Source organism: Shimia sp. CNT1-13L.2, from assembly GCF_024331145.1.
Classification (GTDB): domain Bacteria; phylum Pseudomonadota; class Alphaproteobacteria; order Rhodobacterales; family Rhodobacteraceae; genus Shimia.
On the sequence record NZ_JANDJO010000008.1, the window covers coordinates 70,552 to 90,817 of the forward strand.

Here is a 20,266-nt window from a genome sequence, read left to right on the forward strand (position 1 = left end):
GCCAATCCTCAGGCCGCCTTCAGCGCGATGAACCGTGCCAGATGGTGATCCACGTCCCCGAACAGGTGGTCGATCATCGTCAGACGGCGGGCAAAATGTGACAACGCGTATTCGTCGGTCATGCCGATCCCGCCGTGCATCTGGATACACTCTTCAGCCACCAATGCGCCCACCCGACCAATCAGGTTCTTGGCAGCACTCACATGGCGTTCGCGAATGTCGCGGGGTTGCTCGAGATTGCCAGCAAGGTTGATTACCGCCGACCGCGCCTGCTCCACCTCGATCAGCATGTCCGCCATACGGTGTTGCAGGGCCTGAAACTTGCCGATCGGAATACCGAACTGCTTGCGCTCTTTCAGATAGTCGATGGTCAGGGCCTTGGCCGCTTCCATGGCGCCAACGGCGTCGGCACAAATGGCACACAACGCCCGTGCAACCGCCGCTTCCAACGCCGCAAACCCCGAACCTGCAACTCCGATCCGCATGGTGTCGTCCACCGCGACGCCCTCGAACCGCACCGTCGCCGCCGAGGTTCCATCGGTGTTGATGTGGTCGACAACCGTCACACCGGAGGCACCAACGGGCACGAGGAACAGCGAAATGCCGTCTTCGTCATCCACCGCCCCGCTTTCACGCGCCGAAACCACGAAACTCTGCGCCTGCGCACCGTTCAGGACATGGGTCTTCACCCCGCTCAGCACACCATCGGCCACCGACGTCTCGACGTGGTTCAGATCATACCGCGCCGCCGCCTCGCCCTGCGCAAGCGCCACGATCTGCGCACCGGCGATGATCTCGCCAACCAGATCGTCGTGTCCGGCATCCGCCAAAAGCCCCCCCGTCAGCACAGCCGGCAGAACCGGCTCGATCACACCCGCGCGGCCAAGTTCTTCGAACACCACGCTCAAATCAAACCCTGCGCCACCAAAGCCGCCTTGGTCTTCCGAGAACAGCGCCCCAAGCACCCCAAGTTCGGCCAGACCGGCGAAAATCTCGGTATCATAGGCCTTGCCCGAGGTGATCAGCTTGCGCCGCGCCTCGTGGTCGTACTTGTCCGCTAGGAACCGCGAAAGGGTATCGCGCAGCATGCTGCGTTCTTCGGTCAGATTGAAATCCATGGTCCGTTTCCCCTCTTAAAGCCCAAGAATGGCCTTGGTGATGATGGTGCGCTGCACCTCGTTCGAACCGCCGAAGATCGACAGCTTTCGCATATTGAAATAGTTGGGCGCCGCCGCAGCCGCATGTTCCGGCCCCATGGCCTCGACATTGTCGCCACCGTTCAGAAAATCGCTTTGGAACGGCATCGCGTCCGGCCCCACGGCACGGCGCAACAGCGATGTCAGCTCCTGTCGGATCACCGTCCCCTTGACCTTCAGCATCGAGCTTTCAGCGCCCGGCGCCTGCCCCTTGGCCGCCGCCGACACCACACGAAGGTTGGTTGTCGCCATAGCCATCAGGTCAATCTCGACCTGCGCCATACGCGCCGCAAACAGCGGGTCCTGGGCAAGCGGCCTGCCGCCTGATTTCACCTGCTCTGCCACCTGCTTGAGGGTATCCAGCGCCGCCGTCGAAAACCCGACCCCGGCAATATTGGTCCGCTCGTGGGTCAACAGGTACTTGGCATAGGTCCAGCCCTTGTTCTCTTCGCCAACAAGGTTTTCCACCGGCACCCGCACGTTGTCAAAGAACACCTCGTTCACCTCGGCCTCGCCGTCGATAAGAACGATCGGGCGCACGGTCACGCCCGGCGTATTCATGTCGATCAGCAGAAAGGAAATCCCCTCCTGCTTCTTGGCGTCCGGATCGGTGCGCACAAGGCAGAAAATCCAGTTCGCGTGCTGCCCAAGGGTGGTCCAGGTCTTCTGGCCGTTGACGACATATTCGTCGCCCTCGCGCACCGCACGGGTTTTCACCGCCGCAAGGTCGGAACCCGCCCCCGGTTCGGAATAGCCCTGACACCACCAGTCCTCACCGTTGAGGATACGGGGTAGAAACGTCTGGCGCTGCTCTTCGCTGCCAAAAGCCATCAAAACAGGCGCCAGCATACTCAGGCCAAACGGCAGATTGCGGGGCGCATGTGCAAGACAGGCTTCTTCTTCATAGATATGGCGCTGCACGGCATTCCATTCGCACCCGCCATAGGCACGTGGCCAGTTCGGCGCGAGCCAGCCGCGTTCGTTCAGCAGACTGTGCCACAGTTCCACGTCGGCTTTACCCAGGCGTTTGCCAAGACGCACCTTCTCGCTCAGGTCGCGGGGCAGCGTATCTTTCAGCCAGTCCCGCACCTCGGCGCGAAACGCCTGTTCCTCTTCGGTATAACTCAGGTCCATCTTTTGCCCTCTCAGAAGATTTCGAACAGACCGGCAGCGCCCATGCCACCGCCGATGCACATGGTGACAACACCCAGCTTGGCACCACGCCGCTTGCCTTCGATCATCAGATGTCCGGTCATCCGCGCGCCTGTCATCCCGAACGGGTGGCCAATCGAAATAGACCCGCCGTTGACGTTGCAGAGTTCGGGATCAATCCCAAGCCGGTCACGGCAATACAGGGCCTGCGACGCAAAGGCTTCGTTCAACTCCCAAAGGTCGATGTCCGACACCTTGAGACCATGACGCTCCAGAAGACGCGGCACTGCAAAGACCGGCCCGATGCCCATCTCGTCCGGTTCACATCCGGCCACCACAAAGCCCTTGAACGCCCCCATCGGTTCGACGCCCTGCTTTTCGGCCAGATCGCTGTCCATCAGCACCAACGCCGCCGCACCATCACTCAGCTGCGAGGCATTGCCCGCCGTTACGAAATGCCCCTCACCCTGCACCGGCGCCAGACCAGCAAGGCCTTCCAACGTTGTATTCGGGCGGTTGCAGTCATCCATGCCAAAGGTCACCTCCTTGCGGGTCACCTCGCCGGTTTCACGATCCTTGAAGGCCTGCGTCACGGTGATCGGCACGATCTCGTCATCCAGACGCCCCGCCGCCTGCGCCGCCGCAGTCCGCTTCTGGCTTTCCAGCGACAGTTCGTCCTGTGCCTCGCGGCTGATGCCATAGCGCTCTGCCACGATATCCGCGGTCTGGATCATCGAATGATACAGTTCCGGCTTGTTCTCGGCGATCCAGCTTTCCCGTGCCTGAGGCGGGCGCGACGGGGGCATCTGGCTGATGCTTTCCACCCCTGCGCCGATTGCAGCAGGCGCCCCTTCCATCACGATCGAATGTGCTGCCATTGCCACCGTCTGAAGCCCGGAGGAACAGAACCGGTTCACCGTCGCCGCCGATACGCTGACCGGCAGACCGGCGCGGATCACGCACTGGCGCGCAATGTTCGATCCGGTCCAACCTTCCGGATACCCGCACCCGACAAAGGCGTCCTCGATCAGGCCCGGGTCAATGCCCGCCCGTTTGACCGCATGTTCAATGGCATGGCCGCCCATCGTGGCACCATGCGTTTCGTTAAAAGCACCGCGATAGGACTTGGCAAGTCCGGTCCGTGCCGTCGAGACGATAACCGCCTGTTTCATCTTCATCTCTCCTTATGCGTTCAAGCTGGCAAAGGTCCGGCCTTCCGAGGCCAGTTTCTCAAGCAAGGGGGCCGGCTTCCAGAAGGTCGCGTCTTCCTCGGCAAAGCGACCAATATCAGCCAAAATCTTCTCAAGACCGACGGTGTCGGCATAGTGCATCGGGCCACCGCGCCAGCGCGGGAAACCATAGCCGTTCAAAAGCGTCACATCGACGTCCAGCGGGCGCAGCGCGATGCCTTCTCCCACCACACGGGCGGATTCGTTCACCATCGCGGCCATGTAGCGGTCAATCATCTCGCCACTGTCGATCTCGCGGGCCTCGATCCCCTTCTCCGCCCGTTCCTTGGCAATGATCTCTTCGACCTCGGGATCGGGCCGCCCGCCTCTGGACGTCTCGTCATAGATATAAAACCCGCGACCCGTCTTGCGCCCAAACCGCCCAAGCTCACAAATGCGATCGGCAAATTCCGGATAGGTCTCGTTCGGGTCCCGCATCGGGGCCACACGCTTGCGATTGGCCCAGCCGATATCCAGCCCCGCCAAATCACCCACGGCAAACGGCCCCATCGCCAATCCAAAGTCCGTCAGTGCCTTGTCCACCGCATAGGGGCTCGCGCCGGCGAGAACCATGTTGTAGACCGCTTTGCCATAGTGCGAGAGAATCCGGTTGCCGATAAAGCCGTCACAGACCCCTGCCCGCACGGCGACCTTTTTCAACCGCTTGGCCAATGCGAACCCGCTGGCAACCACATCCGCCGAGGTCTCGTTTCCGACAACGACCTCCAAAAGGCGCATCACGTGGGCCGGTGAGAAGAAGTGCAGGCCGATCACGTCCTGCGGGCGGTTTGTCATCGCCGCGATCTCGTTCAGATCAAGATACGAAGTGTTCGACGCAAGGATCGCGCCGGGCTTGCAGATGCTGTCCAGCTTGGTGAACACATCCTTCTTCACCTCCATGCTCTCGAACACCGCTTCGATCACGAGGTCCACATCGGCAAAATCACCATAGTTCGTGGTTACCCGGAACTTGCCCGCGAGGATCGCATCCCGCGCCGCCTCTGCCAGCTTGCCGCGTTTGACAGCCTCGCCCAGCATTCCGGAAACCCGCGACTGTGCACCGGCAACCGCCTCGTCGTCGCGCTCGGCAAGTGTCACATCCAACCCGCTCAGAAGGGCGCTGACGGCAATACCTGCCCCCATGGTCCCGCCCCCAACAACACCAACCTGTGCAATCTCCCGCGCCGTGCCGGTCGCCAGTTCAGGAACCTTGCCAACTTGGCGATCCGAGAAGAACGCATGGATCATCGCGCCGCGCTGATCCGAGTTCATAAGGTCGTAAAACAGCTCGCGCTCGCGCTTCAGCCCAAGATCAAACGGCAGGGTCATCGCCGCATCAATCGCATCCAGACAGCTCAGAGGCGCAATCGCACCCCGCGCGGACTTGGCAACTTTCGCCCGCAGGGTCGCAGCGGCCTCATCACTCATCGAGTTGCAGGCCAAGGCACGCGTCATTCGCACGCCCTGCCCATCTTCGATCAACTTACGGGCAAAGTTCACGCCTGCGGCACGCATGTCGCTGCCCTCGGCGATCTCGTCAATCAACCCCAATGCCAGGGCCTTTCTTGCGCCAATCGGTTTGCCGCTCGTGATCATCGCAGCCGCGTCCTCGACAGGGATCAGGCGCGGCAAACGCTGCGTCCCACCCGCTCCGGGCAACAGACCAAGGGCAACTTCGGGAAGACCGAACTTGGCACTCTTGGCCCCAACGCGGTAGTGCGCCCCCATCGCCACCTCGAGGCCGCCGCCAAGCGCCGTGCCATGAATGGCCGCAACCACCGGGATCGTCGTCGCCTCGATTTCGTCGATCAAGTCGGGCAAATGCGGTGGCATTGGCGGCTTGCCGAATTCGCGAATATCGGCCCCGGCAAAAAAGCTGCGTCCCTCGCAATAGATGACAATCGCCTTTGCCAAACCGTCTTTCAGCACCCCGCGCACGGCCTCTTGCAACCCTTCACGGACGGCATGCGACAAGGCATTGACCGGCGGGTTGTCGATTCCGATCACGGCAATATCACCCTCTAGGTTCACGTTGATAAGACTTGGCATTGCGCGTTCTCCAGTTCTTCAGGGCAACTACTGATCGAATCCAGAGGTACCTGCCGGCCTATCAAATTTCAATATGTAAAATTCAATTTCATTTTCAGACGTAACGTCGCTTCTCTTCTCACTCCCCGCAGAGACTTCAATATTCCCTAAAACTTGTCTCAGAACTGAGACAGGTCATCCCCCCTAAATTTGCCATACACGCATTCTTCACCTACCGTTGCCCTAATTTCCAAACCCCAAGGCCCATGACCCGATCCGTCGCCCATATCGAAAAAGTCCTCGAAGTCGCGAACTCCCCCTCTGCGGCGGCACGCTCCCGGCTGGCGGCAAGCTGGCGGCGCTCGGCGGAAAAACACGGCCTTGATCCCGGCGAACACCGCAGCCCGATGCGGCTGGAAGGCACGCATCTGCGCGAACGCCTCGAAGCCTTCGAGAAATTCATGACGGTGGCCTCCCCCCGCCTCGACACGCTGTTTTCCCTCGTCGGCCAGTCGGGATGTGCGGTGCTGCTGACGGATGACGACGGCGTCGTTCTGGACCAGCGAATATCCGAGGCCGACACCGCCATCTTCGAAGCCTGGGGCCTTTGTGTCGGTGCCGACTGGAGCGAAGAGCACGAAGGCACCAACGGCATCGGCACCTGCCTTGCCGAACAACGCCGCGTCATCATCCACCGCGACGAACACTTTTACGCCCGCAACACCGCCATGAGCTGCATCGACGCCCCGATCTACGGGGCCGAGGGCCAGATCCTCGCCGCTCTGGACGTTTCCTCTGCCCGCGCCGACCAGACCGAGGCCTTCAACCGTCTGATCGGCGCACAGGTGGCGCAAACCGCCCGCGCCATCGAGGAAGCCAACTTTCGCGCGGCCTATGACAAGGCCCGCATCGTGGTGGCCGAAAGCGAAGACGCCGAGGCCACGACCCTCCTTGCCATCGACGATCACGACCTGATCATCGGGGCCACCCGCGAGGCCCGCCGCGCCTTCGGCCTCGCCGCCGCTGGCCCGCTCGCCCCACGCCCGGCAAATGACGTGTTGGGACGGCAAGACGGGGCAACCGGATTTGAAAAGGCCGAACGCGCCGCCGTCATTCGCGCCCTCACGCGCGCTGGCGGCAACGTCTCGGCAGCGGCCCGACAGCTCGGCATCGGTCGCGCAACCCTCTACCGCCGCATGAAACGGCTGGGCCTCGAGCAAAACTAGGCGCACCTGTCTCAGCCCTGAGACACTTCCCCCTCCTACGCCCCTTTCCCCCCGCAGACTCCGGCCTGCCCCTTGGTCATGTTCATTGGCAATTCCGGAGGAGGTCCGGTCTTACAAGGAGGAGAAAACCCAAATGAACGATATGACTCACACCGAGGCAGGCACCTATGTCTCGCCCTTCAAGGCCCGCTATGACAACTTCATCGGCGGAAAATTCACCCCGCCCGTGAACGGCCGCTACTTTACCAACGTGACCCCGATCACCGGCGAAGCCATCACCGAATGCGCCCGTTCGGATGAAGCTGACATCGAGCTGGCACTGGACGCGGCCCACGCCGCCAAGGAAAGCTGGGGCAAGACCTCGGCAGCGGAACGCTCGAACATCCTGCTCAAGATCGCGGATGCCATCGACGCAAACCTTGATCGCCTTGCTCAGGCCGAAACCTGGGACAACGGCAAGCCGATCCGCGAAACCATGGCCGCCGACATCCCGCTGTCCGCCGACCACTTCCGCTACTTCGCGGGCGTGTTGCGCAGCCAGGAAGGCAATATGTCGGAAATCGACGCCGACACCGTGGCCTACCATTTCCACGAACCCCTTGGCGTCGTCGGCCAGATCATCCCGTGGAACTTCTCGATCCTGATGGCGGCGTGGAAACTGGCGCCCGCGCTGGCCGCCGGCAACTGCATCGTCCTCAAACCCGCCGAACAAACCCCGGCCGCGATCATGATCCTGGCCGAGATCATGGCAGATTTCCTGCCTGCCGGTGTCCTGAACATCGTCAACGGCTATGGCGCAGAAGTCGGCGCACCGCTGGCCCGCTCGCCCCGGATCGCCAAGATCGCCTTCACCGGCTCCACCGCGACCGGCAAGAAGATCATGCAGGCCGCGACGGACAACCTGATCCCCGTCACCCTCGAACTTGGCGGCAAAAGCCCCAACATCTTCTTCTCCGACGTCATGGCCAAGGATGACGCCTTCCTCGACAAGGCCGTCGAAGGCTTTGTCCTCTTTGCCTTCAATCAGGGCGAAGTCTGCACCTGCCCGTCCCGCGCCCTGATCCAGGAAGACATCTACGAAGAGTTCATCGCCCGCTGCATCGAACGCGTCAAAGCCATCAAACAGGGCGACCCGCGCAACCCAGAAACCATGGTCGGCGCGCAGGCCAGCACCGAACAGCAGGAGAAAATCCTCTCCTACCTGACCATCGGCGTCGAGGAAGGGGCCGAGGTTCTGACCGGCGGCGGCGCGGCCCTCTTCAACGGCGAGCTGGCAGGCGGCAACTATATCCAGCCCACGATCCTCAAGGGCCACAACAAGATGCGCGTCTTCCAGGAGGAAATCTTTGGTCCTGTGGTCTCGGTCACCACTTTCAAAGACGAAGAAGAGGCCCTCCAGATCGCCAACGACACCATGTACGGCCTTGGCGCCGGCGTCTGGTCGCGCGATGCCAACACCTGCTACCGCTTTGGCCGCGCTATCGAAGCCGGTCGCGTCTGGGTCAACAACTACCACGCCTATCCGGCCCACGCAGCCTTTGGCGGTTACAAACAGTCAGGCATCGGGCGCGAAACGCACAAGATGATGCTGGATCACTACCAGCAGACCAAGAACATCCTGATGAGCTACAACCCCAACAAACTGGGCTTCTTCTAAAAACCAAACGCAGGGGCCACGTGGCCCCTGCACTCCCTTCGCATGATCCCATTAAGCAAAGGGCAAATGCCACCGCGTCAGACGGACACGCCCTTCAGCACGTCCTCTTTCGAAAACTCCGCCTTCGGCCCCGACATCATCACCTCGCCCCGACGCAGCACGACGAAACGGTCTGCAAGCTCGTAAGCAAACTCGAAATACTGTTCGACCAGCACAATCGCCATGTCGCCACGATCCCGCAGGAGTTTGATAACCTCGCCAATCTGCTGGATGATGTTGGGCTGAATGCCTTCGGTCGGCTCGTCCAGCAACAACAGACGCGGCTTGGTGATCAGGGCGCGCGCAATGGCCAGCTGCTGCTGTTGCCCGCCCGACAGGTCGCCCCCCCGGCGGTTCTGCATCTCTTTCAGCACGGGAAACAGCTCGAAAATCTCGTCGGGGATGAAATGCTCGGATGCGGGAAGACAGACAAACCCCGTCTCGAGATTTTCGCGCACGGTCAAAAGCGGAAAGATCTCGCGCCCCTGCGGAACAAGCGCCACCCCCATCTGCGCCAGGACATGCGCGGGCAGAACGCCAAGCGGCTCCCCTTCCAGCGCGACTGTGCCCCCCGAACGCGGATGCGTGCCCGAAATCGCCTTGATCAGGCTTGTCTTGCCCACGCCATTGGTACCCATCACACAGGTCACCTCGCCCCGTGCCGCCTCCATCGAAATCCCGTTCAGGATTTGCGAATGCCCATAGTGCAGGGTCAGGTCTTGCAGCTTCAGCATCTCTCAGCGCCCCAGATAAACATCGATGACTTCCTGGTTCGACGTCACGTGATCCAGGCTCCCCTCGGCCAGAACCGCCCCTTCGTGCAGCACCGTCACCTTGCAGTTCAGCCGCCGCACGAACTCCATGTCATGTTCAACCACCACAACCGCCCGCGTTTCGGCCGCCTTCAAAAGCAGGTCGGTTGTGTGCTCGCGCTCCTGCGGCGTCATGCCGGCGGCCGGTTCATCCACCAATAGCAACCGCGGCTCCTGCGCCAGCAACATCCCGATCTCGAGCCATTGCTTCTGGCCGTGGCTCAACTCCCCCGACGTGCGCCCAAGGGCATCGTGCAGCCCGATCTCGCGGGCCAGCTCGGCCACCCTGTCCAGATCTTCGCCCGCAGGCCGATAGGTCAGAACGGCCAGCCAGCCACGCGGCTTTTTCAGCGCCATCAACAGGTTTTCCTGCACTGTCTGGTCTTCGAAAACCGTGGGCTTCTGAAACTTCCGCCCGATCCCGGCCTGCGCGATCTGGGCTTCGTTCATCTTCAACAGGGAAACCGATTTCTCGCCCCAGATCACCCGCCCCTCATCCGGCTTGGTCTTGCCGGTCACGATATCCATAAAGGTCGTCTTGCCCGCTCCGTTCGGCCCGATCACCGCCCGTAACTCGGCCTCGCCAATCTGGAACGACAGGTTGTTGATTGCGCGAAACCCATCAAAGCTGACCGAGACGCCGGAAACTTCCAGTAGAGTGCTCATTTTCTGGCCTCCTGTTCGCGCAATGCCCCGTCATCCGGCCCGAGGTCCGCACCATGACGGTTGGGCGCGCGCCGCTGCGTCCAGAGGTCCACCAATCCACCCATGCCTTTCGGCGCAAAAAGCGTCACCGCGACAAAGGACATGCCAAGCAGCACCAGCCACCAGTCCACCCACTTGATCGTATAGAAACCCAACGGAATGTCCGGTGCCTGCCCGCCCGTGAACCACGTCGACAAGAGGCTGACAAAGGCCGCCCCGATGACTGCGCCGTACAGCCGCCCGCGCCCACCGATGGCCACCCAGACCGCAAGATAGATCGAAGCGATCGGCGCGATCTCGGCTGGATTGATGATGCCCGCCTGCGGATAATACAGTGCGCCTGCGATGGCCGCGATACAGGCGGTCAGGGTGAAGATCATCAGCTTGTAGGTCTCCACCGAATACCCGATGAACCGCACCCGCGCCTCGTTGTCACGAATGCCGCGAATGACCGAACCGAACTTGCCCGACACCACCCAGGCCGCCAGCAGATAGCCAAGACCCAGCGCCAGTGCAGAGGCCCAGAGGAACCAGAGCGACACCACATCCTGCGAGGCCTCGACGCCGGGCAGGTTCTGCAGGCCCGAAAGCCCGTTGTTGCCGCGCAGCCCGCTGTCGTTCTGAAAAAGATAAAGCGCCAGCGCCAGTGTCATCGCCTGCGTCAGGATCGACAGGTAGACGCCCGTCACCCGGCTGCGAAACGCCAGCCAGCCAAAGACCAGCGCCAAGACCCCCGGCACCAGCACCACCAGCACCAGCTGCAGGAACAGGCTATCGGCAAAGGCCCAGATCACCGGAAACTCGCTTGATCCCACGACACCGAAAATCTGGTTGCCGATGGCGTCCACGACTTCGGCACCAGTGGGCGGTATCTCGGCCTGAGACAGCGAGTCCACAACGATCAACCGCGTCCGTTCATACATCAGCCACATGCCGATCATGTACCCGCCCAGACCAAAAAACGCGAAGTGGCCAAGCGACAGGATACCGGCAAAACCCCAGATCAGGTCCATCGCCACGGCGATCAGGCACAGACACAGGGTCTTGCCCAGCGTCTTGACGAAACTGGTCGAGATCATCCCGACCCCAAAGCCCTCTGACAGCACCGTCACCATCAGCGTGAACAGCGCAAGACAGGCAAGAAAGATCAGAACCGACGGGTTCTTGGCAATGAAACTACGCTGCATGAGACACCCCCCCGGCAATCTGCACCACCCGACCGACAGGCCGGACAGCCCCCGCACCGCCCTGAATATCAAGTCCCGACATGGATCAGTCCCCCGCCGCGCGGCCCTTGAGGGCGATGATGCCCCTCGGCCGGAATTGGATAAAGATGATGATAAAGACGATCATGTAGGTCTGCGCCGCCAGCGTATTCGACGGGTTCAGCCACTCGATCCCCTTCTGCAGGAAGCCAATCATCGCAGCCCCAGCAAGCGTGCCCCAGATATTGCCAACCCCGCCCACAACCACGGTCATGAAACTCTGCACGATGTAATCGCTGCCCAGCTCCGAGGTCACCTTGGCGAACAACCCGATCGCCACCCCGGCGATCCCGGCAATGCCCGACCCAAGACCAAAGGTCAGCATGTTCACGCGCCCCGGGTTGATCCCCATCGAGGCCGCCATGCGCGGGTTCTGCGTCACGGCGCGGGTCTCCAGCCCCAGCCGTGTCCGCTTCATGATGAACAGGAACACACCGAGGAAGATCAGTGCCAGAATGAAGATGGCAATGCGGATATAGCTGATCGACACCACGTCGTTCATCACCAGCGCCCCATCCAGCCAGCCCGGGGCCGTCAACGGCCGCGCCTGCGTGCCAAAGATGTTCTTGGCCAGCTGCTGCAAGGCAATCGAAATCCCGAAGGTCGCCAAAAGCGTCTCAAGCGGACGCGCATAAAGCCAGCGGATCACCAGCCGCTCCATCGCCACACCCGCCGCAAAGGTCACCGCAAAGGCCAGCGGGATCGCCACGATGATCGACGCCGTATGATCGGGAATGATCTGCTGCACCACATAACCCGTGTAGGCGCCCATCATGATGAACTCGCCATGCGCCATGTTGATCACGCCCATCACACCGAACGTGATGGCAAGGCCAATGGCGGCAAGGAAATAGATCGACGCGAGCGACAACGCATCCAGCGTCAGATCAAGCGTCTGGTTCATCCCCACCTTGAGCGCGATATCCTCCAACGCCGCTTCGGCAGCCTCCGCCACCTGGGCAGAGGGTTCGGCATAGGTGTCATAAAACACATGCGCTGCAAGGGCCGCCTGAACGTCTGCCGATGTCACAAGCGGCGCCACCTTGCCCGCCTCGGCCAGCGCGGCATAGGCGCGGGCGCGGTTCTCGTCCGTATTCAACTGCGCCACCGGAACACCGCCCACCGTCGCGCCTTCGATATGCGCCGCCAGCCCAAGACGCATGTCATCCAGCGTCACGCGCGCCGGCGCAAACCCTTTCGCAACCAACAGGTCATAGGCCTCGACCTGCGGAAATCCGTCCTTTCCGGGCACCAGCGTCGCCGCAACGTTCACCCCGTCCGGCACCGTCCCCGGCGCAACATCCCGCGTCGTCGCCACCAGCGGGTTCAGCGTGGCGCGCACGTCCACACCCAGATCGCCCGACATCTCTTTGATCGCCGCCACACGCGCCGCCGTGTCTGCGTCATAGCCAATGGTCAGCAACCGCTCCAGCCGCTGCTTTTGCGCCTTCAACCCCGCGTCCGGCTCGGCTTCGATTGACGCCCGCAACGGGGCCAGCAAGGCCGCCTCAGGATCCCGTTGGATCGAGGTCAGCGCCGCCTGCCGCTTGGCAATATCGGCGTCCAGCAACTGGAACTGCACCAGCGCGGTGCCGATCATCGCCCGGATACCGCTGTTCGGTTTCAGTTGCTTCAATTCTTTTTTGGCAAAGGTCCCGACCACCTCGCCACTGTCAAAATCCGTCAACTGATAGGTCTTGCTGTCCAGCTTCTCACCGGCAAAGAAATGCCCGTCGGATTTGCGCATCCACATGGCTTTCGCCGCCCAGGTCTCCAGCACCCTCTGTGCCTGCGGCAGGCCACTGCCCGCGATGGCATCAATGGCCGGGGCAATCGTCTTGCGCGAGCTCTTGGCGATCACCTCGCGGTGCTCCTGCAACAAGGGCTGGATCGCGCCGTCTTCGGCCGTTGCCATCACGCATGACAGCAGAATTGCGAGACCCGCAAGGAAAAGTCGTAACATGTCGGGAATGTCCGCGTGTTTGGGTGGAAGGGGCCAGTGCTCGGCCCCTTCCCAATGTCAGGATCAGTAGTTCGACAGGGTCTGAACACAGCTCTTGGTTTCGGTGTTGTACATACCGCAACCCAGATCTTTCCAATCCGAAACCAGAACGGCCGATTCCGGCAGGTAGTCGGTCCAGGCATCGCCCGGCACTTCGGTGGTCTGGCTGATGATGTCGAACTGACCGTCTTCCTGGATTTCACCAATCAGCACCGGCTTGGCCAGGTGGTGGTTCGGTAGCATCACGGCAGTACCGCCGGTCAGGTTCGGGTATTCCTGCCCGTACATCTTGGCACGAACCGCATCAACTTCGGTCGAACCGGCTTCGGTCGCCGCGTTCACCCACATGTTGAAACCGATGTAGTGCGCTTCCATCGGGTCGTTGGTGACACGCTCTTCGCCCATGGTGGCTTTCCAGGTTTCCACGAAGGATGCGTTCACATCGCTGTCTGCCGACTGGAAGTAGTTCCACGCCGCCAGGTGACCAACAAGGTTCGAGGTGTCGAGGCCAGCCAGCTCTTCTTCACCGACCGAGAAGGCCACAACCGGAATGTCATCCGCCGATACGCCAGCCGCCGCCAGTTCCTTGTAGAAACCGATGTTGGCGTCGCCGTTGATGGTCGAGATCACGCCAACCTTCTTACCGTCCGCGCCCAGCGCGACAACGTCTGCCACGATCTTGGACCAGTCCGAATGCCCAAAGGGCGTGTAGTTCACGAAGATATCGCTATCCGCGATGCCTTTGCCCTTCAGATAGCTTTCCAGGATGTTGTTGGTGGTACGCGGATAAACATAGTCGGTACCCAGCAGCGCGAATTTCTCGACGCCCAGTTCCTCAAGGAAATAGTCGGTCGCAGGGATCGCCTGCTGGTTCGGCGCGGCACCGGTATAGAACACGTTCTTCGACGATTCCTCGCCTTCATACTGCACCGGATAGAACAAGAGGCCGTTCAGCTCTTCGATCACCGGCAGCACCGATTTGCGCGAAACGCTGGTCCAGTTGCCAAAGATCACGTCCACCTCGTGCACGGTCAGCAGCTCGCGGGCCTTTTCGGCAAACAGCGGCCAATCCGATGCCGGGTCGACCACCACGGCCTCCAGCTGTTTGCCCAGAAGGCCACCCTTTGCGTTCTGCTGGTCGATCAGCATCAGCATGGTGTCTTTCAAAGTGGTTTCCGAAATGGCCATGGTGCCCGACAGCGAGTGCAGTACGCCAACCTTGATAGTGTCTTCAGCGGCCATGGCAGCGCCCGCCAGCGTGGCAAAAACAACCGATCCGGCAAGTGTGGATTTAAGAAAGTTCATACGATCCTCCAGGCGGGTCCGTCGCCGTCAGGGCTTGCACATATGTGCCCCATCCCATTAGCTATCCCCCGCAACTTGATGTTGCATTTCGTGTGGCGGCCGCTTCGAGGTCCAATTCGTATGGTCGCCACACACCCCCGATTTCGGACAAGCTGTCCCCGGCGGGTGCCCTATCGATTCTGCATCGCAGCGAATTTAGCAAACTTGGGGGTGGGGTTTTCCTGACCACTGCCAGTGAGCGCCTAATTTTCAGACTCCCATCCCGACTGCTGCCTAAAAAATAACCAGCAAGAGCCGCGCTCTGTCCGCAAAATGCCGTTTGCAATGGCGATTTGCCCTTTGGATGGCAAAACCTGAGGCAGTCCGAAATGACCCGGGATCAAGCCGATCACCCAACAGTCAGACATATCGACCGCTCACCACGTCCAGCCGCCCCGCGCGCTGGGCACCGTGCATCTGGGCACCAAGACCTCCGGCACGAGCAGCGTCCTGAGTGATTTTCGCCAGTCCGGCTCTTTCAAATGTCTCTTCCCGCGCAGCCGCGGTCCTGCGCTTGAGGCCGTTCTCCTCAACACTGCCGGTGGCGTGACAGGGGGCGACCAGTTCACCTTTTCCGCCCACGCCGCACCGGCGACGACCCTGACCCTGACCACCCAGGCCTGCGAACGCGCCTACAAGGCGCAGGCCGGTCAGGTCGGACGCCTGCGCAACCGGCTCAAGATCGCATCCGGCGCGCGCGTCAATTGGCTGCCGCAGGAAACCATCCTCTTCAACGGCAGCGCGCTTGATCGCCACTTGCGGGTCGACCTCGCTGCCGATGCCTCATTCCTGATGGTCGAACCGCTGGTCTTCGGCCGCCCTGCCATGGGCGAAACCCTGACCGACATTCACTTCCGTGATCGAATAGAAATTCGCCGCGACGGAACCCCGCTGTTCCTTGATGCCATGAACCTCAATGGCAACGTGGCCCGCCACCTTGCCCGCCCCTTCATCGCGGGTGGTGCCGGGGCAATGGCCCTCGTGGTGCTGGTCGCGGCCAATGCCGAAGCGCACCTCGCCCCCTTGCAGGCCGCCCTGCCCGACACCGCAGGCGTCAGCCTCCTGCACGATGACACGCTTGTCCTGCGCCTTCTGGCCGAGGACAGCTTTGCCCTCAGACAAACCCTCCTGCCGGTCCTGCACCGCCTGAACGGCAGCCCCCTCCCCCGATGCTGGATGATGTGAGATGAACCTGACCCCCAGAGAAAAAGACAAGCTTCTGGTCGCCATGGCCGCCGAAGTCGCCCGCAAGCGTCTTGCCCGTGGCGTGAAACTCAACCACCCCGAGGCCATCGCCCTCATCACCGACGCCGTTGTCGAAGGCGCGCGCGATGGCCGCTCGGTGGCCGACCTGATGGAAGCGGGCGCCCATGTCATCACTGCCGACCAGTGCATGGAGGGCATCGCCTCGATGATCCACGAAGTGCAGGTGGAAGCCACCTTTCCCGATGGCACCAAACTCGTCACCGTTCACAATCCGATCCGCTGAAGGAGAACCATTATGAAACCCACCCTGACCGTTCTCGCCCTCATCGCCGCCGCACCCGCCTTTGCCCATACCGGCGCGCATATGCACCCGCACGCCGATGATCCGGTCTGGCTGCCGCTGCTGATTGGCGCACTCACCGCCGCCGGCGCCGCCATGCTTGCATGGGCGCGCAGGAAATGATCCCCGGCGAAATCTTTCCGGCCGAAGGGGAAATCACCCTCAACGAAGGCCGCGAGGTCACCACGCTGATGGTCGCCAACACCGGCGACCGGCCGGTTCAGGTCGGCAGCCACTACCACTTTGCCGAAACCAACCCCGCGCTCGATTTTGACCGCGAGGCCGCCTACGGCCTGCGCCTCGACATCGCCGCCGGAACCGCCGTCCGTTTCGAACCCGGCCAACGGCGCGAGGTCGCGTTGATCCCGATTGGCGGCGCACGCCGCGTGTTCGGCTTCAATCAAAAGGTCATGGGGGACCTGTGACCTAAGACATCTTCCCGCCCGGGCCTCAGGCCCGGGCAGCCCCCGACCGCCCCCATGGGCGGGGGCTTCACCCCCACCCGCGGTCGGGGCCCGCCCTTGGTGAAAAACCTCTTCGGGTGTGGACCAGACAAAAGAAGAGACGACATATGCCCGCCACCATCCACCGCTCTGACTATGCCGCCATGTTCGGCCCCACCACAGGCGACCGCCTGCGCCTTGCCGATACCGACCTCATCATCGAGGTCGAACGCGATCTGACGGCGGAACTGGCCGGTGCCGCCCAGACCGGGGGATCAGGCCCGAACGCCGCACTCTATGGTGAAGAGGTCAAGTTCGGCGGCGGCAAGGTGATCCGCGACGGCATGGGACAGGCCCAGACCACCCGCGCCGAAGGCGCCGTCGACACCGTCATCACCAACGCGCTGATCGTGGATCATACCGGCATCTACAAGGCCGATGTCGGCCTCAAGGACGGCCGCATCCACACCATCGGCAAGGCGGGCAACCCCGACACGCAACCGGGCGTCAACATCCCCGTCGGCCCCGGCACCGAAGCCATCGCCGGCGAAGGCCGCATCCTGACGGCGGGCGGGTTTGACAGCCACATCCACTTTATCTGCCCGCAGCAGATCGAAGACGCGCTGCATTCCGGCCTGACCACCATGCTCGGCGGCGGCACCGGCCCCGCCCATGGCACGCTTGCCACCACCTGCACCCCCGGCCCCTGGCACCTTGGCCGCATGATGCAGGCCGCAGACGCTTTCCCCATGAACCTCGCCTTCGCGGGCAAGGGCAACGCTTCCCTTCCGAATGCGCTGGAAGAACAGATCCTTGGCGGCGCCTGCGCCCTCAAGCTGCACGAGGACTGGGGCACAACCCCCGCCGCGATTGACTGTTGTCTCTCGGTGGCCGACGCCCTCGACGTGCAGGTCATGATCCACACCGACACCCTGAATGAATCGGGCTTCGTTGAAAACACCGTCGCCGCCATGAAAGGCCGCACCATCCACGCCTTCCACACCGAGGGCGCAGGCGGCGGCCACGCCCCCGACATCATCAAGATCTGCGGCGAGGAACACGTCCTGCCGTCCTCGACCAACCCCACACGCCCCTTCACCGTGAACACGCTGGAAGAGCATCTCGACATGCTGATGGTCTGCCACCATCTGGACAAATCCATCCCCGAAGACGTCGCCTTTGCCGAAAGCCGCATCCGCCGCGAGACCATCGCCGCCGAGGACATCCTGCACGACATGGGCGCCTTTTCGATCATCGCCTCGGACAGTCAGGCCATGGGTCGTGTCGGCGAAGTCCTGATCCGCACCTGGCAAACCGCCGACAAGATGAAGAAACAGCGCGGCCAACTGCCGGAAGAAACCGGCGACAACGACAATTTCCGCGTCCGACGCTATATCGCCAAATACACCATCAACCCCGCCATCGCCCACGGCATTGCCCATGAGATCGGCTCCATCGAAGAAGGCAAACGCGCCGATCTGGTGCTCTGGAATCCCGCGTTCTTTGGCGTGAAGCCGGAAATGGTTCTCCTGGGTGGCACCATCGCCATGGCCCAGATGGGCGATCCCAACGCCTCGATCCCGACGCCGCAACCGGTCTATTCCCGCCCCATGTTCGGCGCCTATGGCCGCTCGGTCGAAAACTCTGCCGTCACCTTCGTCAGCGCCGCCGCACAGGACGCCGACATCGGCAACCGCCTCGGTCTCGCCAAGCAGACGCTGGCCGTGCAGAACACCCGCAACATCGGCAAATCCCACCTCAAGCTCAACACCGCCACTCCAGAGGTCGAGGTGAACCCCGAAACCTACGAGGTGCGCGCCGATGGCGAACTCTTGACCTGCCAACCGGCCGAAACTCTGCCCATGGCGCAACGCTACTTCCTGTTCTGAGGCCCCGAAAATGACCCAAACCATCGCCCGCGCCTATCACGCCCATGCCCACAAGGCCCTCGCGGCCCAGATCGCGCTCGACTACGAAGCGCGTTTCCTGCGGCGCAAGGTTCTGAAAACCGAGGATGGGCAATCCATCCTCGTCGACCTGCCCAAGACAACCTCGCTGGATCACGGCGGTGTTCTGGTGCTGGAAGATGGTCGCGAGATCGGCATCGTTGCCGCCCCCGAAAACCTTCTGGAAGTCACCGGCCCCGACCTGCCGCGCCTTGCCTGGCACATCGGCAACCGCCACACCCCCTGCCAGATCGAAGCGACCCGCCTGCTGATCCAGCGCGACCATGTGATCCGCGACATGCTCGGCAAGATCGGCGCGACAGTGCGCGAGGTGGTGGAACCTTTCACCCCCGAAGGCGGAGCCTATGGACACGGACGCACCCATGGCCACAGCCACTGACATCCTCACGCTGACCCAGTGGTTTTCGCCCGCCTATCCGGTGGGGGCCTTCGCCTATTCGCACGGGCTGGAATGGGCCATTGACGCGGGCGAGGTGGCAACCGCCGCGCAGACCCATGCATGGATCGAAGACGTGCTGCGCCACGGCGCGGGCTGGAACGATGGTCTGTTCCTCGCCGCCGCCTATCACGCCGAACAAGACGGCCTCGCTGAGATCGACGCAACCTCCCGCGCCTTTGCCGCCTCTTCGGAACGCCTCAAGGAAACCCGCCTGCAGGGTGCGGCCTTTTGCGATGTCACGGCCAAGGTCTGGGCAACCGACCTCGCCCAACTGACCTATCCGGTCGCCGTCGGCCGTGCAGCCCGCCTCGAAGGCCTGCCGCTGGACCTCACCACGCAGTTCTACCTGATGGCCTTTGTCTCCAACCTTGCCGCGGTCGCCATGCGGCTGGTGCCCCTGGGGCAGACCGACGGCCAAAGGCTGATCCGCGATCTCACCCCGCTTTGCACCGAAATCGCGGAGCAGACCTGCGAAGGCTCGCTTGATGCCCTCACCAGCACCGCCTTTCTTGGCGACATCGCCGCGATGAAACACGAAACCCAATATTCAAGGATTTTCCGCACATGAGCACGATGAACGGACCGCTCCGCGTCGGCATCGGTGGCCCCGTCGGCGCCGGAAAGACAACCCTGACCGCCGCCCTGAGCGAAGCCCTGCGCGAGACGCATTCGATCGGGGTGATCACCAACGACATCTACACACAGGAAGACGCCGAAGCCCTGACCCGGCTGCAAATCCTGCCCCAGGACCGGATCATCGGGGTCGAGACCGGCGGCTGCCCCCACACCGCCATCCGCGAAGATGCCTCGATCAACCTCGCCGCCGTGGCGGAAATGGTGGAACGTCATCCCGACGTCGAAGTTGTGCTGATCGAAAGCGGCGGCGACAACCTCTCTGCAACCTTCAGCCCGGAACTTGCCGACGTGACACTCTACGTGATCGACGTTGCCGCAGGCGAGGAAATCCCGCGCAAGGGTGGCCCTGCCATCACCAAGTCCGACATTCTCATCATCAACAAGACCGATCTGGCCCCGCACGTCGGCGCCTCGCTTGAGGTGATGGACCGCGATGCCACGCGGATGCGGCAGGGGCGGCCCTTTGTCTTCACCGCCATGCGCCACCGCGAAGGCGTGGCCGATGTGCTGGCATTGCTGGCCGAGGTCGGCGGCCTGACGTTGCAGACACCGGAACCCGAACGCGCCGCGTCCTGAACAA

Annotated in this window: 19 protein-coding genes; 10 read left to right on the forward strand and 9 right to left on the reverse strand. The window is 62.2% G+C overall.

The window, feature by feature from the left end; genetic code table 11:
* Positions 1 to 8: 8 nt before the first annotated feature.
* Genes NNA36_RS15735 through NNA36_RS15750 form a run of 4 tightly spaced genes read right to left on the reverse strand, consistent with a single transcriptional unit; the run spans position 9 to position 5,626 of the window.
* Entirely contained in the window at positions 9 to 1,118 is a 1,110-nt protein-coding gene (locus NNA36_RS15735; protein ID WP_255108745.1) for an acyl-CoA dehydrogenase family protein, read from the reverse strand.
* Positions 1,119 to 1,133: 15 nt separating this feature from the next.
* The gene (locus tag NNA36_RS15740) at positions 1,134 to 2,330 is read right to left on the reverse strand and encodes an acyl-CoA dehydrogenase family protein (RefSeq protein ID WP_255108747.1); all 1,197 of its coding nucleotides are present in this window, start codon (positions 2,328 to 2,330) and stop codon (positions 1,134 to 1,136) included.
* Positions 2,331 to 2,341: 11 nt separating this feature from the next.
* Positions 2,342 to 3,520, reverse strand: coding sequence for an acetyl-CoA C-acyltransferase (locus tag NNA36_RS15745; RefSeq protein ID WP_255108749.1), 1,179 nt, complete (start codon positions 3,518 to 3,520; stop codon positions 2,342 to 2,344).
* A gap of 12 nt (positions 3,521 to 3,532) precedes the next feature.
* A complete protein-coding gene (locus tag NNA36_RS15750) occupies positions 3,533 to 5,626 on the reverse strand; it encodes an FAD-dependent oxidoreductase (RefSeq protein ID WP_255108751.1) in 2,094 nt (697 codons plus the stop codon).
* A gap of 245 nt (positions 5,627 to 5,871) precedes the next feature.
* Here NNA36_RS15750 and NNA36_RS15755 point away from each other — a divergent pair, with 245 nt between their 5' ends.
* Both NNA36_RS15755 and adh read left to right on the forward strand, forming a co-directional pair.
* Positions 5,872 to 6,831 carry a helix-turn-helix domain-containing protein gene (locus tag NNA36_RS15755; protein ID WP_255108753.1) on the forward strand — a complete coding sequence of 320 codons (960 nt, stop codon included), beginning with the start codon at positions 5,872 to 5,874 and terminating at the stop codon, positions 6,829 to 6,831.
* A gap of 133 nt (positions 6,832 to 6,964) precedes the next feature.
* Entirely contained in the window at positions 6,965 to 8,488 is a 1,524-nt protein-coding gene (gene adh / locus NNA36_RS15760) for an aldehyde dehydrogenase (RefSeq protein WP_255108755.1), read from the forward strand.
* Positions 8,489 to 8,565: 77 nt separating this feature from the next.
* On the opposite strand, the gene urtE is transcribed toward adh, so the two are convergent.
* The 5 genes from urtE to urtA form a co-directional block, all read right to left on the reverse strand.
* A complete protein-coding gene (gene urtE / locus NNA36_RS15765) occupies positions 8,566 to 9,261 on the reverse strand; it encodes an urea ABC transporter ATP-binding subunit UrtE (RefSeq protein ID WP_255108757.1) in 696 nt (231 codons plus the stop codon).
* Between the two features lie 3 nt (positions 9,262 to 9,264).
* The gene (gene urtD / locus NNA36_RS15770; RefSeq protein ID WP_255108759.1) at positions 9,265 to 10,005 is read right to left on the reverse strand and encodes an urea ABC transporter ATP-binding protein UrtD; all 741 of its coding nucleotides are present in this window, start codon (positions 10,003 to 10,005) and stop codon (positions 9,265 to 9,267) included.
* Positions 10,002 to 11,231: an urea ABC transporter permease subunit UrtC gene (gene urtC / locus NNA36_RS15775; protein ID WP_255108761.1), complete on the reverse strand. Its 1,230-nt coding sequence runs from the start codon at positions 11,229 to 11,231 to the stop codon at positions 10,002 to 10,004. Before urtC ends, urtD begins: the two co-directional genes overlap by 4 nt.
* Positions 11,232 to 11,316: 85 nt before the next feature.
* Positions 11,317 to 13,272, reverse strand: coding sequence for an urea ABC transporter permease subunit UrtB (gene urtB / locus NNA36_RS15780; protein WP_255108763.1), 1,956 nt, complete (start codon positions 13,270 to 13,272; stop codon positions 11,317 to 11,319).
* A gap of 63 nt (positions 13,273 to 13,335) precedes the next feature.
* Positions 13,336 to 14,616, reverse strand: coding sequence for an urea ABC transporter substrate-binding protein (gene urtA, locus NNA36_RS15785; protein ID WP_255108765.1), 1,281 nt, complete (start codon positions 14,614 to 14,616; stop codon positions 13,336 to 13,338).
* 450 nt (positions 14,617 to 15,066) lie between these two features.
* Between urtA and NNA36_RS15790 the strand changes: the two genes are divergently transcribed.
* From NNA36_RS15790 to ureG, 8 genes are all read left to right on the forward strand, one after another.
* On the forward strand, positions 15,067 to 15,840 hold the full coding sequence (locus NNA36_RS15790) for an urease accessory protein UreD (protein WP_255108767.1): 774 nt from the start codon (positions 15,067 to 15,069) through the stop codon (positions 15,838 to 15,840).
* Between the two features lies 1 nt (position 15,841).
* Complete coding sequence (locus NNA36_RS15795) at positions 15,842 to 16,144, forward strand: urease subunit gamma (RefSeq protein ID WP_255108776.1); 303 nt, start codon at positions 15,842 to 15,844, stop codon at positions 16,142 to 16,144.
* 12 nt (positions 16,145 to 16,156) lie between these two features.
* Positions 16,157 to 16,324 carry a hypothetical protein gene (locus NNA36_RS15800; protein ID WP_255108778.1) on the forward strand — a complete coding sequence of 56 codons (168 nt, stop codon included), beginning with the start codon at positions 16,157 to 16,159 and terminating at the stop codon, positions 16,322 to 16,324.
* Positions 16,321 to 16,626 (forward strand): urease subunit beta, encoded by a 306-nt coding sequence (locus NNA36_RS15805; protein ID WP_255108788.1) that lies wholly within the window; start codon positions 16,321 to 16,323, stop codon positions 16,624 to 16,626. Before NNA36_RS15800 ends, NNA36_RS15805 begins: the two co-directional genes overlap by 4 nt.
* A 146-nt stretch (positions 16,627 to 16,772) precedes the next feature.
* Positions 16,773 to 18,533 (forward strand): urease subunit alpha, encoded by a 1,761-nt coding sequence (gene ureC / locus NNA36_RS15810; RefSeq protein ID WP_255108790.1) that lies wholly within the window; start codon positions 16,773 to 16,775, stop codon positions 18,531 to 18,533.
* Between the two features lie 10 nt (positions 18,534 to 18,543).
* Positions 18,544 to 18,990, forward strand: a complete 447-nt coding sequence (ureE, locus tag NNA36_RS15815; RefSeq protein WP_255108791.1) for an urease accessory protein UreE — start codon at positions 18,544 to 18,546, stop codon at positions 18,988 to 18,990.
* The gene (locus NNA36_RS15820) at positions 18,974 to 19,618 is read left to right on the forward strand and encodes an urease accessory protein UreF (RefSeq protein ID WP_255108793.1); all 645 of its coding nucleotides are present in this window, start codon (positions 18,974 to 18,976) and stop codon (positions 19,616 to 19,618) included. The genes ureE and NNA36_RS15820 overlap by 17 nt, the downstream gene beginning before the upstream one ends.
* Positions 19,615 to 20,262 carry an urease accessory protein UreG gene (gene ureG / locus NNA36_RS15825; protein ID WP_255108795.1) on the forward strand — a complete coding sequence of 216 codons (648 nt, stop codon included), beginning with the start codon at positions 19,615 to 19,617 and terminating at the stop codon, positions 20,260 to 20,262. Before NNA36_RS15820 ends, ureG begins: the two co-directional genes overlap by 4 nt.
* Positions 20,263 to 20,266: the final 4 nt, after the last annotated feature.

Bases quoted from the DNA above. Each gene is read 5' to 3' on its own strand.
- NNA36_RS15735 (WP_255108745.1), bottom strand. From the start codon at position 1,118: ATGGATTTCAATCTGACCGAAGAACGCAGCATGCTGCGCGATACCCTT.
- NNA36_RS15740 (WP_255108747.1), bottom strand. From the start codon at position 2,330: ATGGACCTGAGTTATACCGAAGAGGAACAGGCGTTTCGCGCCGAGGTG.
- NNA36_RS15745 (WP_255108749.1), bottom strand. From the start codon at position 3,520: ATGAAACAGGCGGTTATCGTCTCGACGGCACGGACCGGACTTGCCAAG.
- NNA36_RS15750 (WP_255108751.1), bottom strand. From the start codon at position 5,626: ATGCCAAGTCTTATCAACGTGAACCTAGAGGGTGATATTGCCGTGATC.
- NNA36_RS15755 (WP_255108753.1), top strand. From the start codon at position 5,872: ATGACCCGATCCGTCGCCCATATCGAAAAAGTCCTCGAAGTCGCGAAC.
- adh (WP_255108755.1), top strand. From the start codon at position 6,965: ATGAACGATATGACTCACACCGAGGCAGGCACCTATGTCTCGCCCTTC.
- urtE (WP_255108757.1), bottom strand. From the start codon at position 9,261: ATGCTGAAGCTGCAAGACCTGACCCTGCACTATGGGCATTCGCAAATC.
- urtD (WP_255108759.1), bottom strand. From the start codon at position 10,005: ATGAGCACTCTACTGGAAGTTTCCGGCGTCTCGGTCAGCTTTGATGGG.
- urtC (WP_255108761.1), bottom strand. From the start codon at position 11,231: ATGCAGCGTAGTTTCATTGCCAAGAACCCGTCGGTTCTGATCTTTCTT.
- urtB (WP_255108763.1), bottom strand. From the start codon at position 13,272: ATGTTACGACTTTTCCTTGCGGGTCTCGCAATTCTGCTGTCATGCGTG.
- urtA (WP_255108765.1), bottom strand. From the start codon at position 14,616: ATGAACTTTCTTAAATCCACACTTGCCGGATCGGTTGTTTTTGCCACG.
- NNA36_RS15795 (WP_255108776.1), top strand. From the start codon at position 15,842: ATGAACCTGACCCCCAGAGAAAAAGACAAGCTTCTGGTCGCCATGGCC.
- NNA36_RS15800 (WP_255108778.1), top strand. From the start codon at position 16,157: ATGAAACCCACCCTGACCGTTCTCGCCCTCATCGCCGCCGCACCCGCC.
- NNA36_RS15805 (WP_255108788.1), top strand. From the start codon at position 16,321: ATGATCCCCGGCGAAATCTTTCCGGCCGAAGGGGAAATCACCCTCAAC.
- ureC (WP_255108790.1), top strand. From the start codon at position 16,773: ATGCCCGCCACCATCCACCGCTCTGACTATGCCGCCATGTTCGGCCCC.
- ureE (WP_255108791.1), top strand. From the start codon at position 18,544: ATGACCCAAACCATCGCCCGCGCCTATCACGCCCATGCCCACAAGGCC.
- NNA36_RS15820 (WP_255108793.1), top strand. From the start codon at position 18,974: ATGGCCACAGCCACTGACATCCTCACGCTGACCCAGTGGTTTTCGCCC.
- ureG (WP_255108795.1), top strand. From the start codon at position 19,615: ATGAGCACGATGAACGGACCGCTCCGCGTCGGCATCGGTGGCCCCGTC.